This is a genomic window from Nocardioides sp. Soil777 (assembly GCF_001428425.1).
In the GTDB taxonomy this organism is placed as follows: domain Bacteria; phylum Actinomycetota; class Actinomycetes; order Propionibacteriales; family Nocardioidaceae; genus Nocardioides; species Nocardioides terrigena.
In genome coordinates this window covers 14804-29608 of record NZ_LMSN01000012.1, presented here as the reverse complement: position 1 = coordinate 29608, position 14805 = coordinate 14804, and the positions used below count along the sequence as shown (strand labels likewise).

At 74.5% G+C, this 14805-nt stretch carries 11 protein-coding genes; 3 read left to right on the top strand and 8 right to left on the bottom strand.

Annotation, left to right across the window (positions count from 1 at the left end):
• Nucleotides 1-13: 13 nt before the first annotated feature.
• Genes ASG88_RS07580 through ASG88_RS24020 form a run of 4 tightly spaced genes read right to left on the bottom strand, consistent with a single transcriptional unit; the run spans nucleotide 14 to nucleotide 5406 of the window.
• Nucleotides 14-1417 carry a cytochrome P450 gene (locus ASG88_RS07580; protein WP_157559625.1) on the bottom strand — a complete coding sequence of 468 codons (1404 nt, stop codon included), beginning with the start codon at nucleotides 1415-1417 and terminating at the stop codon, nucleotides 14-16.
• A 19-nt stretch (nucleotides 1418-1436) separates the two neighbouring features.
• Entirely contained in the window at nucleotides 1437-2216 is a 780-nt protein-coding gene (locus ASG88_RS22535) for a sucrase ferredoxin (protein WP_056886827.1), read from the bottom strand.
• A 50-nt stretch (nucleotides 2217-2266) separates the two neighbouring features.
• On the bottom strand, nucleotides 2267-5224 hold the full coding sequence (locus tag ASG88_RS07570; RefSeq protein ID WP_162259825.1) for a helix-turn-helix transcriptional regulator: 2958 nt from the start codon (nucleotides 5222-5224) through the stop codon (nucleotides 2267-2269).
• 56 nt (nucleotides 5225-5280) lie between these two features.
• Nucleotides 5281-5406: a hypothetical protein gene (locus ASG88_RS24020; RefSeq protein ID WP_268790693.1), complete on the bottom strand. Its 126-nt coding sequence runs from the start codon at nucleotides 5404-5406 to the stop codon at nucleotides 5281-5283.
• A gap of 232 nt (nucleotides 5407-5638) precedes the next feature.
• Between ASG88_RS24020 and ASG88_RS07565 the strand changes: the two genes are divergently transcribed.
• Both ASG88_RS07565 and ASG88_RS07560 read left to right on the top strand, forming a co-directional pair.
• Nucleotides 5639-6274, top strand: a complete 636-nt coding sequence (locus tag ASG88_RS07565; RefSeq protein ID WP_056886825.1) for an RNA polymerase sigma factor — start codon at nucleotides 5639-5641, stop codon at nucleotides 6272-6274.
• On the top strand, nucleotides 6271-6717 hold the full coding sequence (locus ASG88_RS07560) for a carboxypeptidase regulatory-like domain-containing protein (protein WP_056886824.1): 447 nt from the start codon (nucleotides 6271-6273) through the stop codon (nucleotides 6715-6717). Before ASG88_RS07565 ends, ASG88_RS07560 begins: the two co-directional genes overlap by 4 nt.
• A 53-nt stretch (nucleotides 6718-6770) precedes the next feature.
• On the opposite strand, the gene ASG88_RS07555 is transcribed toward ASG88_RS07560, so the two are convergent.
• A complete protein-coding gene (locus ASG88_RS07555; RefSeq protein WP_056886823.1) occupies nucleotides 6771-8060 on the bottom strand; it encodes a S8 family peptidase in 1290 nt (429 codons plus the stop codon).
• Between the two features lie 105 nt (nucleotides 8061-8165).
• On the opposite strand from ASG88_RS07555, the gene ASG88_RS07550 reads away from it, so the two are divergent.
• The gene (locus ASG88_RS07550; protein ID WP_056886822.1) at nucleotides 8166-10724 is read left to right on the top strand and encodes a CHAT domain-containing protein; all 2559 of its coding nucleotides are present in this window, start codon (nucleotides 8166-8168) and stop codon (nucleotides 10722-10724) included.
• 221 nt (nucleotides 10725-10945) lie between these two features.
• Here ASG88_RS07550 and hutI read toward each other — a convergent pair whose 3' ends face one another.
• Genes hutI through ASG88_RS07535 form a run of 3 tightly spaced genes read right to left on the bottom strand, consistent with a single transcriptional unit; the run spans nucleotide 10946 to nucleotide 14768 of the window.
• On the bottom strand, nucleotides 10946-12112 hold the full coding sequence (gene hutI / locus ASG88_RS07545; RefSeq protein WP_056886821.1) for an imidazolonepropionase: 1167 nt from the start codon (nucleotides 12110-12112) through the stop codon (nucleotides 10946-10948).
• The gene (locus ASG88_RS07540) at nucleotides 12109-13446 is read right to left on the bottom strand and encodes a formimidoylglutamate deiminase (RefSeq protein ID WP_056886820.1); all 1338 of its coding nucleotides are present in this window, start codon (nucleotides 13444-13446) and stop codon (nucleotides 12109-12111) included. Before ASG88_RS07540 ends, hutI begins: the two co-directional genes overlap by 4 nt.
• Entirely contained in the window at nucleotides 13443-14768 is a 1326-nt protein-coding gene (locus tag ASG88_RS07535; RefSeq protein ID WP_200956391.1) for an allantoate amidohydrolase, read from the bottom strand. Before ASG88_RS07535 ends, ASG88_RS07540 begins: the two co-directional genes overlap by 4 nt.
• Nucleotides 14769-14805 lie beyond the last annotated feature (37 nt).

The window sequence follows — 14805 nt, the reverse complement described above, 5'->3', positions numbered from 1 at the left end:
GACCGGTTCCGGCCTAGCGCGCGGTGACCCGGATCCGGGCCCCGTCGCGCGGCACGCTGGTGATGTTGCGGACCTTCGGGCGGTCGTCGGCGAGGGTCTCGACCGAGTACGCCGTCAGCAGCTCGCGCAGCACGACCACGCCCTCCATCAGCGAGAAGCCGGCGCCGATGCACCGGCGGACCCCGCCGCCGAAGGGGATCCAGGTGTTCGGGGGCGGGTTGGTCCCGACGAACCGCTCCGGACGGAACACGTCGGGCTCCGGGTGGTTCTCCGGTCGGGCGTGGGCGAGCAGGATCGACGGGCCCACCGTCACCCCCGCCGGCAGGTCGACCCCGCCGATGGTGGCCGGGGCCGTGAGGGTGCGCACCACCATCGGGATGACGGGGTGCAGGCGCATCGACTCCTTGAGCACGGCCTCCAGCCAGGCGTCGTCCCCGTCGTCGGCGGCCGCGGTGGTCCGGGCCAGCAGCGCGTCGTCGCGACCCAGCTCGTAGAGCGCCCACGCGAGCGCGGTCGCGGTGGTCTCGTGGCCGGCGAGCAGCAGGGTAACGAGCTGGTCGCGCAGCTCCTCGTCGGTGAGGAGGTCCCCCTCCTCGCCCCGCGCCCTGATCAGCAGGGAGAGCACGTCGGTGCGGGTGGCCAGGTCCGGGGCAGTACGCCGCTCGCGGATCTCGGCGTGGATCAGCTGGTCGAGCTCGTGGGCGTTCTGCCGGGCGGCCCGCCACGGGCCGAGCCGGCGCAGCCGCGGCACGGACCAGCCGAAGAGGACGGCCGGGCTGATGTCCACGACCCGGGTGACCCGCGGCCGGAGCAGGGCGAGCCGGCGCTCGTCGGTCACGCCGAAGACGACGCGCAGGATCACCTCGAGGGTGAGCCGGTTCATCCGGTCGAGGGCGCGCAGCTCCTCGCCGTCGTGCCAGCCGGCGAGGTCCGCACGGGCGACCTCGGTGACCAGGTCGCCGTACTCGCGCAGCGCGTGCCCGTTGAAGGCCGGCATCAGCAGCTTGCGGGCCCGCTGGTGCGCCCCGCGGTCCTGGAGCAGCAGCGAGTGCTCCCCCATCATCGGCCCGAGGATCGAGTTGGCCTTGCCGGCGAGAAAGGTCTCCGGGTCGGCGGCGAAGATCTCCCGCGCGTGCTCGGGGCGGGTGAAGAGCACCAGCGGGCGGTCGGGCAGCAGCCGGACGGTGAAGACGTCGCCGTAGCGACGGTGCGCCCACGGCACGAACTGGTGCCGGAAGCGCAGCAGGCCGATGCTCTGGAGCAGCGGCGGCCAGCCCGGGCCCGGGGGCAGCGTGGACCGGTCGATCGTCGGGGCGGGGCCGCCGAAGACGCGCATCCGCCGCATCCGCTTCTCGGTGAGCGCCGCGGTGGCGGCGTCGTGGGGCAGCTCCTCCGGCAGGTCGCGCACGGCAGTCATGCAGCCGATCGTAGGCCGGTCAGCGCGCCCGGACCTCCCAGCGCGTGGTGGGCTTCTCGACCAGGTCGGCGCAGCTGGCACGGCGGGGCTGCGAGGGCACCTCGACCACGTCGACGTCCGGGTCCCCGCCGGCGAGCACGTGCAGCTCGCGCACCTGCTCGGCCGGGGTGAGGCCGGCCCGGCCTCGGGAGGCCTCGACAGGGACCGACCCCTTCTCGAGGATCGCGCACGCCTCGACGGCGGACGCGACGTCGAGGCGGCCGAGGGTGTGCCCGGACGGGAGGGCCAGCAGGGTCCCGGCGAACCGGTGCCCGCCGAGGTGGGTGGTCTCCCACGTCGCCTCGGGCCAGCGCCCGGCCAGCGCCGCGGTGATCGGCCGGCCGATCTCCGCGCAGCAGCGGTCGCGACGGCCGTTGGTGCAGACCAGCCAGAGCGGGGCGTCGTACGCCGTCCAGTCCGGACCGCCACCGAGGTCGTCGTCGAGGTGGAGGTCCAGCAGCGACTCGGCGTCGGGCAGCACCTCCGTGCGCACGTCGAAGCCGCCGAGGGTGGCGCGGGCGTGGAAGACCCGGACCCCCGGGCCGGACTCGCCGCCGTGCCGGCGGATCAGCTGCACCCGCACGCCGGTCAGCGCACCGAGGTGGTCGCGGACGGCCTCAGGCAGCCGACTCTCGGCGACCGCCTTACGCCCCCACGAGCCCGCATGCTCGACGAGCAGGAAGGCCGTGTCGGTCGGGGCGGTGCCGGCGATCGGCTCACCGTCGTCGCGACTGGCGACGGAGCAGCGGAAGTCGGTCACGGGGCCAGTCTGCCCGCGGCCCGGGCGACCGGACCGACGGGGGCCCGGGCTCAGAGCAGGCCCGTGCGGCGCGCGATCGCCGCCGCCTCGGTCCGGGAGGTGGCGTCGAGCTTGCCGAGGATGTTGGACACGTGCACCGACACGGTCTTGGTGGCGATGAAGAGCTGCTTGCCGATCTCGCCGTTGGTGCGCCCCTCTGCCACCAGGGCGAGGATCTCGGTCTCGCGCGGCGTCAGCGACACGGCCGTCGGGGTGCTGCCACCGGCGCCCCGGGTCGACACGCCCGCGCCCGGGACACGGTGCGACCCGAGGCTGGTGAGCTCGTCGGCCAGGGGCCGCAGCCCCACGGCGTGCGCCACCTCGCGCGCCAGGTCGGCGACCTCGCGCGCACCGGCCGCGTCGCCGGTCGCACGCAGCACCTCGGCGAGCCGGGCGCGGGTGCGGGCGAGCTCGGGCACGTGGCCGAAGGCGACGAACGCCTCCTCGGCGGTCCGCCACACGGCCACCAGCTCGGCGGCGTCGGGCGGGTCGAGCTGGCTCAACCACCGCCAGCGCTGCTGCTCGGCGGAGCGGCGCGCGACCCATGCGTGATATTCCGGGCCGCGGCTGATCTCGAACTGGGCGAAGAAGTCGATGACCCGCTCGCCGTCGGAGAGCAGGCGGCGTACGACGTCGTCGGCGGCCTCGCGCTCGGCCGCGGACTGGTGGGCGGCACCGCTCGCGAGGATCCCCACGGCGACGGTCGAGAGCCGCAGCCGCGCCTGGAACCACTCGTGCCAGATGGGCCGCACGGTCTCGACCACGAGGTCGTAGACCTCGACGGCGCGGGCGGCGTCGAGGTCCTGCTCGGCGCGGGCGAGCTCGGCGGTCGCCGCGGTGATCGCGGTGAGCCCGTCGGTCGGCCAGTAGGGGCGCAGGCTCGTGAAGGCGTCCTGCTTGGTGTGGCCGCGCAGCACCTGCACGTGCATCTGGAGCGCGTAGTAGAGCCACTCATAGACGACCGGCGGGTTGAGCCCCGAGACGTCGAGCCGGTCGTAGGCCTCACGGAGCCGCCCCTGGGCGACCAGGACGCTGGCCACCATGTGGCGTGCCTCCGCCGGGAAGGGCGCCCAGGCCAGACCCTCCTCCTCCCCGCGGGAGACGACCCGGCCGTAGGCCTCCAGGGCCCCGTCGAAGTCGCCCAGGTCGTGGTGGAGCCGCCCGAGGAAGTAGAGCGCCCGCAGCTCGGCGTCCACGTGGCCGGCGGCCCGGGCCCGATCGGCGGTGTCGAGCCACGTCGTGCGGAGCCGGTCGAGGTCGAGGGTCTCGTCCAGGCTGGTCAGGGTGGTGGCGATCTCCACGGAGATGCCGGTGAGGTTGTGCCGTTGGGCGAGGTCCAGGCCCTCCATGGCCACGGACCGGGCGCGCTCCTCGTTCCACCGGCCGAGGGTCTGCGCGTGGACGCTCAGCGCCCGGGCGCGCAGCCGGGGCGAGGCGTCGGCGAGCAAGGCGACCGCCTCGGCGGCGATGGCCTCCGGGTCCTCGGTGGTGTCGGTGAGCAGCAGGGCCGCGGCGATGGAGGTGAGCACCTGTCCGCGGTCGGCCGCCGGGGCGTCGGGCGGGAGCGACGCGAGGTGGGCGCGGAGCACCTTGACCGCCTTGCCCACCCGCCCGGAGGCGACGAAGGCCTCGGCGCAGCGGCGTACGAGACCGTGCAGGTCGACGTCGTCGGGCACCTCGGGCAGCCCTTCGAGGAGGTCGAGCGCCTCGAGGAACTGCATGGCCGCCTCGTGGGGTCCGCCCACGGCGAAGGCCTGGTTGCCGGCCTCGATCCCGGCCCGCACCGCGGTCGCGCGGTCGCCGGCCCGGCGGGAGTGGAGCGCGAGCTCGGCCGCGGTGCCGGTCGCCTTGCCGGACCGGAGCGCCTCGCTGAAGGCGGTGTGGAGACGGGTGCGCTCGCCGGGGAGCAGGTCGTCGTAGACCGCCTCGCCGAGCAGGGCGTGCCGGAAGGCGTAGGACGAGCCGCCGGCCCGGGTGAGGACGTTGGACTCGACGGCGCTGCGCAGCGCGGCCTCGAGGTCGGTGGCGCCGAGGCCGGTCACCGTCGCGAGCAGCTCGTGGGAGACCTGCCGACCGGCGACGCTCGCGACCCGCACCACCTCGCGGGTGCGGTCGTCGAGCCGGTCGAGGTGGACCAGCAGGACGTCGGCAAGCTCGGCGGGCACGTGTCCCCCGGTGGCCCAGGTGGCGCCGATCAGCTCCTCGACGAAGAACGCGTTGCCCTCGGCACGGTCGACGATCTCGGCGATGCTCGCCTCGGAGATCGTCGTGTCCTTGTGGATCGTGTAGATCAGCAGGCGCACGTCGGCGTCGGTGAGGGGGTCGACCTGGATCCGCTCGACGCCACGCAGGCGCGCCCACTCGGCGACCTGCGGACGCAGCGGGTGCCGGCGGTGGAGGTCGTCGGAGCGGTAGGACACGACGAGGCGCACGGGACCGGCGAAGGGACGGGAGAAGAGGAAGCTCAGCATGTCGCGGGTCGACTGGTCGGCCCAGTGCGCGTCCTCCACGACGACGAGCAGCGGACCGTCCTGGGCCAGCGTCTCGAACAGGTCGTGGACGGCGGCGAAGATGTTGCCGCGGTCGAGGGACTGGTCCTCGTCGCGGTCGTCGGTGGCGCGTAGGCGTCGGCCCGGCTGGAGGCGGGCGAGGGTGGGGTGACGCTCGGTCACGCTCGCCGCCGCCTCCGGCCGCTCCGTGAGGATGCGCCCGAGGATCTCGGAGAAGGGGAGGTAGGGCAACGACCCGTCGGCCAGGTCGAGGCAGTGGCCGGCAAGCACCAGCCAGCCCTCGCCGAGCGCGACGTCGCGCAGCTCGGTCAGCAGTCGCGTCTTGCCGACGCCCGCGTCGCCTGCGAGGAGCACGGCGTACGGCGTGCTGCCTGCGGACGCGCGAATGCCGAGCCGGGAGACCAGGTCCTCCAGCTCGGCGTCGCGTCCGACGAGACGGGCGCTGCGGGCGGTGGGCACGTCGGCCATTGTGGCCTGACCCACCGACACCGTGGTGGCGCTTCCCGATCCCGGGGTCATCGCCCGGTCGGGGTGGTGCCGGCGGCGCGGCGGGCGCGGCGCCCGAACGTCCCCCAGTCCTTGCGGAGCCTCTCGTTGCGGTAGCTGACCTCGGCGTTGATGAAGCTGTCGGTGGCGAACATGTCCTGTCCCTCCTGTGGGGCCCGGCTCTCGGGCCATGGGAAGAGACTGCGCCGCTGAGGTAGGGCGCGACATCGGGCGGGAGACGTATCCCGGGGGCCGTGGCTACCTCAGATGGGCGGCGGCGGGTACCTCAGTGGGTGGACCGGGACGGCGTGGAGATCGACGACCGTCCACGATTGGGTGTATCAGGGACTCAGGAGACCGCTCCTACCTAGCGTGAGGGACGTCATCATGGAGAGCGAACGGCGCGCCCCGAGTGATGTTCCGTGGCTGACCGGGGGGACGGACACGGACGTCGCCACGCTCGTCGACGAGGCTCGCGGGGGGAGCCAGACGGCGTGGGACCAGCTCGTGGAGCGTTATCTCCCCTTGGTGACGTCCCTCATGCGGCGGTACCGGGTGACCGGGGCCGACGCCGACGACGTCAACCAGACCGTCTGGTTGCGACTCGTGGAGCACCTCGACCGGATCGACGATCCCCGGGCCCTGCCGGGGTGGCTGTCGACGGTCACCCGCCACGAGTGCTTCCGGATCCGCCAGACCCGTGGCCGCTCGGTCCCCACGGACCCGCAGACCACGACCACCTTCGACCGACCCGACCACGCTCCCGACCTGCTCGCGGAGCTGCTCGCCGCCGAGCGCCACACCGCCCTCGTCGACGCGTTGCTCGAGCTCCCGGCCCAGCGCCGCGACCTGTTGCTGCTGCTCACCGAGGACCCACCGCTCACCTACGCCGAGATCAGCGAACGCTCGGGCATCCCGATCGGCAGCATCGGGCCCACCCGCGCGCGAGCCCTCCAGCAGCTCCGCCGCACCCGCGCATTCCGCCGCCTGACCAGTCCTGACCCGGACGGGAGCCACCGATGACCGACCTGCCCCCCGAGGACCACGCCGTCCTCGACGACCTGACCGCCGCGCTCGCCGCGCGCCGCGACGTGGAGTCCCGGCACCGCGAGGCGGCGCGGGCGGCCTTCACCTGGCGCACGGTGGACGCCGAGCTCATGGAGCTGGCCTACGACTCCCTCGACGAGCCGAGCACCGTGCGCGGGGTCGTCTCGGCCCAGCCCCGGGCGCTGTCCTTCACGTCGCGTCGCGGCAGCCTGGAGGTGGAGATCGACGGCGATCGTGTCCGCGGGCACGTCGTCCCCGCGGCGGTCGTCACGGTGATCATGACCAACGCCGTCGGCGAGCGCGCCGAGGCCACCACGGACGAGGACGGGATGTTCGTGCTGATGGGCACGCTGCCCGGACCGGTCCGCTTCACCGTCGAGGGCGACGAGGGCGGTACGACGCCCTGGGTCACCCTCTGACGGCGGTCACTGCCCTCGCTGGTTGAGGAGCGAGCCTCGAAACCCCGACCGACTCAGTTCGCCGGGTAGAGGATCGGCCCGACTCCCCGACGACCCGCCGCGGCGGCCTCGACGAGCAGCTGGTCCGCGGCCTTGCGGGCGCTGATCCCGTGCTGACTCATGCGCGCGGCGATGAGGCCGCTCACCAGCGGCGTCGAGAACGACGTACCGCTCCACCGGGCGATCCCGGTGAAGTCACGCTGGTCACCGACGTTCGGCGGCTCGTGGCAGTAGAAGGTGCCGGTCGGGTAGGCGTTGACCAACCCCGTGCCGAGGGCGTAGACGTCCACCCAGCTGCCGAAGTTGGAGAAGTCGGCGCGCTCGCCGTCCCGGTCGATGGCCCCGACCGAGACGGCCCACGGGAAGGCCGCCGGCCAGAACGGCCTGCGGTGCCCGTCGTTGCCGGCCGCGGCCACCAGGACGGTGCCCTTCTGGTGGCGCAGGCGCTGCTCCCAGAACACCTCGAAGCTGAGCAGCGGCACCTCGCCGCGCGTGGGGCAGCCCGCGGACAGGGAGATGATGTCCGGGGAGTGCTCGAGTGCCTCGCCGAGCTGGACGACCATGTCGGACTCGTAGGCGGCGCCCCCCGTCGGCAGGAAGCCCTCCACGCGGATCCTCGCCGCAGGCGCCTGGGTGCGGACGACGCCGGCGATGAACGTCCCGTGCCCGGCGTACGGGTGGATGTGGTCGAGGTCGATCGTCTCGGGGTCGCCGTCCACGCCGGCGAGCCACGAGGTGGCGGGGTCGGTGCCGCACGGCGGCCACCAGCCGGTGTCCACGACGGAGACGAACACCTCGGTGCCGGCACCGAGGTCACTGGTGATGCCGGGGTACGGCGCGGGGTCCGCGCCGGGCTCCTCCGGCTCGACTGCAGGGCACAGCCGACCGGGACCCGTGACGAACATGATGTGGTCGGGCGTGGCCTTGCCGACACCGAGCTCGCGGTCCACCCGCGCCAGGATGTCGGGAACCGTCGTGGTGTCGTCGGTGGTGACCCGCAGCACGGTCAGTCCCCGCTGGCGCTGCGACCGCTCGTCGTCGAGGCGCTCGGCGCCGAGGAGGTCCGCCACGTCGCGCCAGTGCTCGTCGCGGGCCAGGACGTGGTCCGGGCGGTACAGGTACTCGACCCGGCGGCCGTCCTCGGACCAGACGGCGGCGGCGTACTCGGGGCCACCCATGGCCTTGATGAGGTAGGCGACCTGCTCGCGGAGGACCGCTTCCTGGAGGCGGTCCCGCTCCTCGCCCTGGGGGTCCTTGCCGGGGACGGGTGCGCCGTCCGGTCCGTCGGTGCTCGAAGTCGTCATGGTCGCTCCCCCGATGGGCTTGGATGAGACTGGGGTGCGAACCGGACCGGTGGCACCTCCGCCAGACGATAGCGATCCGAGGCGTCGGTGAGGAGGGGTGCGAGGGTGCCGGACCAGACCGGTGACGAGCTGCTGGCTCTCGCCATCGCAGACCCCGACGAGGCATGGTCGCTCGCGACCGCGGTCATCGCGAACGGCGACGCCGACGTCACCGCTCTCTCCTACGCCCACCAGGCGCTGGGCATCGTGCTGCGCGAGCGTGGCGACGTCGACCTCGCCCTCACCCACCTCCGTCTCGCGCGGAGGCTCGCGGAGCGCACGCCCGACGTGGACCGGGTCGCGGACGTGCGGGCCTCCCTGGGTGGCACGCTCGCCGTGGCGGGCCGGACCGCCGCGGGACTCCGAGAGCTGGACGCGGCGGTCGCCGGAGCGAGGGCCCGCGGCCCGGTGCGGCCCAAGGCGCAGATGCGTCGGGCCAACGTGCTGACCATGGCCGGCCACCACGACCGCGCGTTGGCCGACCTCCAGGACGCCGTGCGCGGCTTCCGCCGCTCGGGTGACCGGCTGTGGCAAGCGCGCGCGCTCAACCTGCGTGCCTTCGCGAGGATCCTGCGCGGGGAGTTCGCCGAGGCCACGCGCGACCTGCGCGAGGCGGAGTCGCTCTTCCTGCCAGGCGACCAGCAGTTCGAGGTGCTCGACGTCCGTCACAACCTCGCCCTCATCCGCTTCTTCGAGGGTGACGTCCCGGCCGCCCTGTCCGCCCTGACGGAGCTCGCCTCCGCCTACGCCGACCTGGGAGACCCCCACCTCGAGCTGACCCTCGACCGCGCCAGGATCCTCCTCGTGGCCGGGCTGGCGGTCGAGGCCGTCGACGTCATCGAGTCCGCGCCCGCCTGGGCCCAGAGCCGCCCCCGGGCCCGGGCCGAGCTGCTGGTGATGCGGGCCGCGGCACGACTGGGCGCCGGTCAGGCCGAGCAGGCGCTGGAGGACGCCCGGGCCGCTCGGCGCCTGTTCCTGCGCCAGGAACGCGCATGGTGGTGCATCCGCGCCGACCTGGTGGCCCTGCAGGCGCGCATCGAGCTCGGGCGCGGGTCTCGCCGGGCCGCGGTGGCCCTCGCCGACTCCCTGGCCGACGACCCGACCGAGGAGGCGGTGCTCGCCCACCTGCTGGCCGGCCGGGAGCTCGCTCGGAGCGACCCGGCGGCCGCGTCGCCGTACCTCTCCCGGGCCGCCGCCGGCCGCCGTCGCGGCAGCCCGCTCAGCCGCGCCACCGCCTGGCTGGCCCGGGCGCTCGAGCTCGAGGTGGAAGGGCGGCCACGCGTGCTCGACGCCGTCGGGCGCGGGCTCGACGCGCTCGCCGAGCACCGGGCCACCCTCGGTAGTCCCGAGCTCCGCGCCCTGACTGCCCTGCACGGCTCCGACCTGGCGACACTCGCCGTCCGGCACGCGCTGCCGCGGGGTCCGCGGGCGCTGGTGCGGTGGAGCGACCGGGCGCGCGCGGCCTCCCTGAGCGAGCCGGTGCCGGCGCCCCAGGACCCGACCATCGACGGCTTGCTCGCGACCATCCGTGGCCTGTCCCACCGGATCGCCGAGGAGGAGGACCCCGTGGAGCTGCAGGCGCTCGTGCGCGAGCGGGCCCACCACGAGCGGACCGTCCGGATGGCGTGGGCGGCGACGCCGGGAGCGGGTGGCCGGGACGCCTCGGCGTCGGACGCCTCGCTGGTCGAGGCCCTCGCGGACCGGGTGCTCGTGCAGCTGGTCGACGTCGACGGCACGCTGCACGCCGTGGTCGTGCGCGACGGTCGGTGGCGGACCGTGCGCGTCGGACCCGCCTCGTCCGCAGCGAAGGCCCTCGACGCCGCGCTCTACGGTCTGCGCACCGCGACCCGCGGACGCCCGGTCGACCTGGCCCGGCTGGGCGTCCGCCTCGAGTCGGCCCTGCTCGGGGACGTCGTCCGGCTGCTGCCCGCGGGGCGTGCCGTGGTGGTCTCACCACCCGCTGCGCTGCTCGCGGCGCCGTGGACCCTCCTGCCCTCGTTGCGCTCCCGACCGGTGTCCCTCACCCCGTCGGCGACCGCCTGGGTGCGCGCTCACGCGGCCCGACCGCGCTCCTCCCGGGCCGTGCTGGTGGTGGGACCGGACCTGCCGACCGGGGGCGCCGAGGTCGCGCCGATCGCCCGGATGCACGCGGGTGCCTCGTTGCTCGCCTCCGACGACGCGACCGTGGCCGCCGCCCTGGCCGCCCTCGACGGGGCGGCACTGGGGCACATCGCCGCGCACGGGTCGTTCCGCCCGGAGACGCCGATGTTCTCCAGCCTCCACCTCGCCGACGGGGCGATGACCGTCGACGACGTGCACCGGCTCGGGCACCCGCCGCACCGGATCGTGCTGCCCGCCTGCCGGTCGGGCGCGTTGGCCGAGGTCGGCGGTCACGACGTGATCGGCTTCGCGGCCGCGCTGCTCGGCCAGGGAACGGCCGGGGTCGTCGCGTCGCTCATCGACGTCGACGACGCCGCCACCGTCCAAGTGATGCTGGACCTCCACGCCGGGCTGGTCGCCGGCGAGCGCCTGGACGAGGCCCTGTGCCGCGCGCGTCTCGCGGCGGGCGAGGACCCCGTGGGGCTGGCCACCGCGGTGTCGTTCGTGGCGCTCGGCGCGGCCTGAGCCGTCGTACGGCGTCTGCTTTCCGACCGCTCATCCGTCGATAGTTGGGGATCACGGCCGTCCCGGGGCCGCTGCGACGGCCCTCGCAGGCACTGCGACCTGCGGTCGTGGGTACCGCAGCTCGCATGCGCGCGCGAGGCCCGGCAGGCAATGGGACCTGCGGTCGTGGGTACCGCAGGTCGCATGCGCGCGCGAGGCCCCTGCGAGGCCTCCGCGAGCGATCAGGTGACGGGCACGACCGGCCGCCCGCCCTGCCAGACACCGGCGACCAGGGGGACGCCGGGGCGGTAGGCGAGGTGGACGTACGACGGGGCGTCGAGGAGGACGAGGTCGGCGCGCTTGCCGACGGCCAGGACGCCGACGTCGTCGCGGTCGAGCGCGGCCGCGCCCGTGGCCGTGGCGGCGTGCACCGCCTCGGCCGGGCTCATGCCCATGTCCCGCACGGCCAGCGCGATGCAGAAGGCCATCGAGGAGGTGAAGCACGAGCCCGGGTTGCAGTCGCTGGCCAGCGCGACCCGGACGCCGGCGTCGAGGAGGCGACGGGCGTCGACGTACGGGTGCCGGGTCGAGAACTCGACCCCCGGCAGCAGCGTCGCGATGGTGCCGGAGTCCGCGAGTGCACTGACGTCGTCGTCGGACAGGTACGTGCAGTGGTCGACCGCGACCAGGCCCAGCTCGGCGGCCAGCCGGACGCCGCCGCCGTAGGTCAGCTGGTTGGCGTGCAGCCGGCCGCGCAGGCCGTTGTCGGTGCCCGCTGCCAGGATCGTGCGTGCCTGGTCGACGTCGAAGGCGCCGTCCTCGCAGAAGACGTCGATCCAGCGCGCATGGGGGGCCGCGGCCTCCAGCATCGGGCCGGTGACCAGCTCGACGTAGTCGGCGGGGGTGGTGCCGCTCGGCACGACGTGGGCACCGAGGAAGGTCGTCTCGTCCGTGAACTGGCGGGCCACGGCGAGCGACCGCGCCTCGTCGTGGACGGAGAGTCCGTATCCACTCTTGATCTCGATGGTGGTGGTGCCCTGGGCCCGCATCTCGGCGACGAGCCGGGCGACGTGAGATGTGAGCTGTTCGTCGGTGGCCGCGCGGGTGGCCGCAACGGTCGTGCGGATCCCGCCCGCGGAGTAGGGCGTCCCGGTCATCCGGGCGGCGAACTCCTGCGCGCGGTCGCCCGCGAAGACGAGGTGGCTGTGGCTGTCCACCCAGCCCGGCACGACGGCGCGCCCGCCCGCGTCGTACGCCGTGTCGGCAGCGGGCGCCTCGGCGGCCGGGCCTACCCATGCGATGGTGCTGCCCTCGACCACGACGGCGGCGTCCTCGACGAGCCCGAGCAGCCCGTCGCGGGCCGGGTCGTTGGTGGTGAGCTCGCCGATGCCGGTGAGGAGCACGCTCATCCGTGCACCGCCTTGATCACCCGGTCGAGCTCGCGCCCGATCTCCCCCACCTGGTCGCGGGTGTGCACGAGCTGCCCGTCGGCGACGACCTGGAGGACGTCGCCGGCGCTGGCGGCGAACACCACGGCGTGCTCGTCGGTGCCCGCGCCGGCGGTGCGCGGCGAGGCGAGGTCGAGGGTGACCAAGTCCGCGCGCTTGCCGACGGCGATCGATCCCGCGTCCTGCCAGCCCAGGCTGGCATGGCCGGTCGAGGTGGCGGCGGTGAGCAGCTCGGCGGCCGACCAGTGCCCGCGGCGCATCGTGGCGAGCCGCTCGTCGAGCTCGACCGCGCGCATCTCCTCGAAGAGGTCGATCACCGCGTGGCTGTCGGAGCCCAGCGTCAGGCGGGCGCCCGCGTCGGCGAGGCGACGGCTCGGGCCGACCCCGTCGCCGAGGTCGCGCTCGGTGGTCGGGCAGAAGTCGACGTAGGCGTTGGCCTCGCCGATCAGTGCGATGTCGGCCGCGGTCAGGTGGGTCGCGTGCACGAGCGTGGTGGTCGGCCGGAGCAGCCCGTGGGCGGCGAGCAACCGGGTCGGGGTGACGCCGTACGCCTCCTGGCAGGCCTCGTTCTCGGCGACCTGCTCCGACAGGTGCACGTGCAGCACGTCCTGCTGGGAGCGCGCGACGTGCTCGAGCGCGTCCCGCGGCACGGCCCGGACCGAGTGCAGGGCGGCGCCGACGCGAGCGTGCGGTCCGGCGTCGATCTCGGCGACCCGGTCCTCCCAGGCCTGCGCGCTGCCGTCGCTGTAGCGGGCCTGCACGCCCTGCGGAGGCTTGCCGAAGCCGCCGGACAGGTAGAGCGTGTCGAGCAGCGTGATCCGGATCCCGGCCTCGCTGGCCGCCTCGAGCAGGGCGTGCCCCATGGCGTTGGGATCGGCGTACAACGAGCCGTCCTGCTGGTGGTGGAGGTAGTGGAACTCCCCGACGGCGGTGATGCCCGCCGCCACCATCTCGCGGTACGTCGCCCGCGCCAGCTCGAAGTAGGAGTCCGGGTCGAGCCGCCCGGCGACGACGTACATCTGGTCGCGCCACGTCCAGAAGGTGCCGCGGCCCCGCTGGGTGCGCCCCCGCAGGGCCCGGTGGAAGGCGTGGCTGTGGCAGTTGGCCAGGCCCGGGATCGTGAGACCGAGGAGCACGTGGTCGGGCTGGAGCGGCCGGGGATCGGCGTCCGGCGACGACGACCGGTCCCGGAGGGTCACGGCGGTGATGACGCCGTCCTCGACGTCGACCACGACGCCCGGCTCCACGCGCCCGCCGACCCACGCGTGCTCGAGCAGGTAGGTCGTCGTCGTCATCGCGCCAGCTCCGTGAGGGTGTCGGCCAGCGCCTCGACCCCGGCCAGGCAGTCGGCGGTCTCGGCGAACTCGTCGGGTGAGTGCGACACCCCGGTCGGGTTGCGCACGAAGAGCATGGCACTCGGGATCCCCGCCGCGGAGAGGATTCCCGCGTCGTGCCCGGCCTGGGTCGGGATGACCGGCCACCCGCCCACCGCGGCGAGCCGTGCGGCCAGCGCCGGATCGAACGCGACCTGCCCCGACACCGACTCCGCGGTCACGGCCAGCCCGGTGCCGTCGCGGTCCGCCCGCTCCGCCCCTTGCCGCGAGATCGCGGCGACCAGGTCGGCGAGCGCCTCGTCGGACGAGCACCGCGCGTCGAGCCAGGCAGTGACGCGCGACGGCACCGCGTTGGTGCCGTTGGGGGCGACCTCGAGCCGGCCGAAGGTGGCCCGCTGTCCGGCCAGCCGGGCCTGCTTGTTGGCGGCCAGCACGGTCATCGCATAGGTCAGCATCGGGTCCCGGCGGTCCTCCATCCGGGTCGTGCCGGCGTGGTTGGCCTCACCGGTGAAGTCGAAGCGGTAGCGCCCGTGCGGCCAGATCTGGCTGGCCACGCCCACCGCGACGTCCCGGTCGACGAGGTCGCGGCCCTGCTCGACGTGCAGCTCGACGAAGCAGCCGACCTCCGTGAGGTCGACCAGCCCGCCGCCGTCCTCCAGCGCCCCGACGTCGAGCCCGGCGGCGGCCAGCGCGTCGGGCAGGGCGACCCCGTCACGGTCGCGGCGCTCGCGGGCGTCGGCCCAGGTCGTCGTACCGGTCGCCAGCCGCGACCCGAGGCAGGCCAGCCCGAAGCGCGATCCCTCCTCCTCGGTGAAGACCGAGACCCCGATGGGCCGGGACGGTACGACGCCCCGCTCCCGCATCAGGTCGACCGCCGCGAGCGCGGAGACCACGCCGAGCGGCCCGTCGTACGCCCCGCCGTCCAGGACGGAGTCGAGGTGCGAGCCGGTGAGGATGCCTTGTCGGGGTAGTCCGTGACGATCGGACCCCTCCGCGGCCGATCCCGGGGTCCGTTCGTCGGGGACTACCCCGGCAGCTACCCCGGCAGACGCCCCGGCAGCGGACTCGGCAGCGGACTCGGCAGAGGGCCCAGTGGGACGCCACCACGCCACCTGGGTGCCCATCGCGTCGGTCTCCAGCTCGAGCCCGCGGGACAGCGCGGCCTCGGTGAACCAGGCGCGCAGCTCGGACTCGGCGCTGGTCCACGGCTGGCGGAAGTAGCCCCCCGACGACGCCGACCTGCCCACCGGAGCCAGGTCGTGCCACATGCCCTCGAACGTCATGGAGCGAGTCCACCGGTCGCCGGTCCCGGGGTCAACG

Coding starts and splice junctions, on each gene's coding strand:
- ASG88_RS07565 (WP_056886825.1), top strand. CDS start 5,639: ATGGAGAGCGAACGGCGCGCCCCGAGTGATGTTCCGTGGCTGACCGGG.
- ASG88_RS07580 (WP_157559625.1), bottom strand. CDS start 1,417: ATGACTGCCGTGCGCGACCTGCCGGAGGAGCTGCCCCACGACGCCGCC.
- ASG88_RS07535 (WP_200956391.1), bottom strand. CDS start 14,768: ATGACGTTCGAGGGCATGTGGCACGACCTGGCTCCGGTGGGCAGGTCG.
- ASG88_RS07540 (WP_056886820.1), bottom strand. CDS start 13,446: ATGACGACGACGACCTACCTGCTCGAGCACGCGTGGGTCGGCGGGCGC.
- ASG88_RS07555 (WP_056886823.1), bottom strand. CDS start 8,060: ATGACGACTTCGAGCACCGACGGACCGGACGGCGCACCCGTCCCCGGC.
- ASG88_RS07560 (WP_056886824.1), top strand. CDS start 6,271: ATGACCGACCTGCCCCCCGAGGACCACGCCGTCCTCGACGACCTGACC.
- hutI (WP_056886821.1), bottom strand. CDS start 12,112: ATGAGCGTGCTCCTCACCGGCATCGGCGAGCTCACCACCAACGACCCG.
- ASG88_RS24020 (WP_268790693.1), bottom strand. CDS start 5,406: ATGTTCGCCACCGACAGCTTCATCAACGCCGAGGTCAGCTACCGCAAC.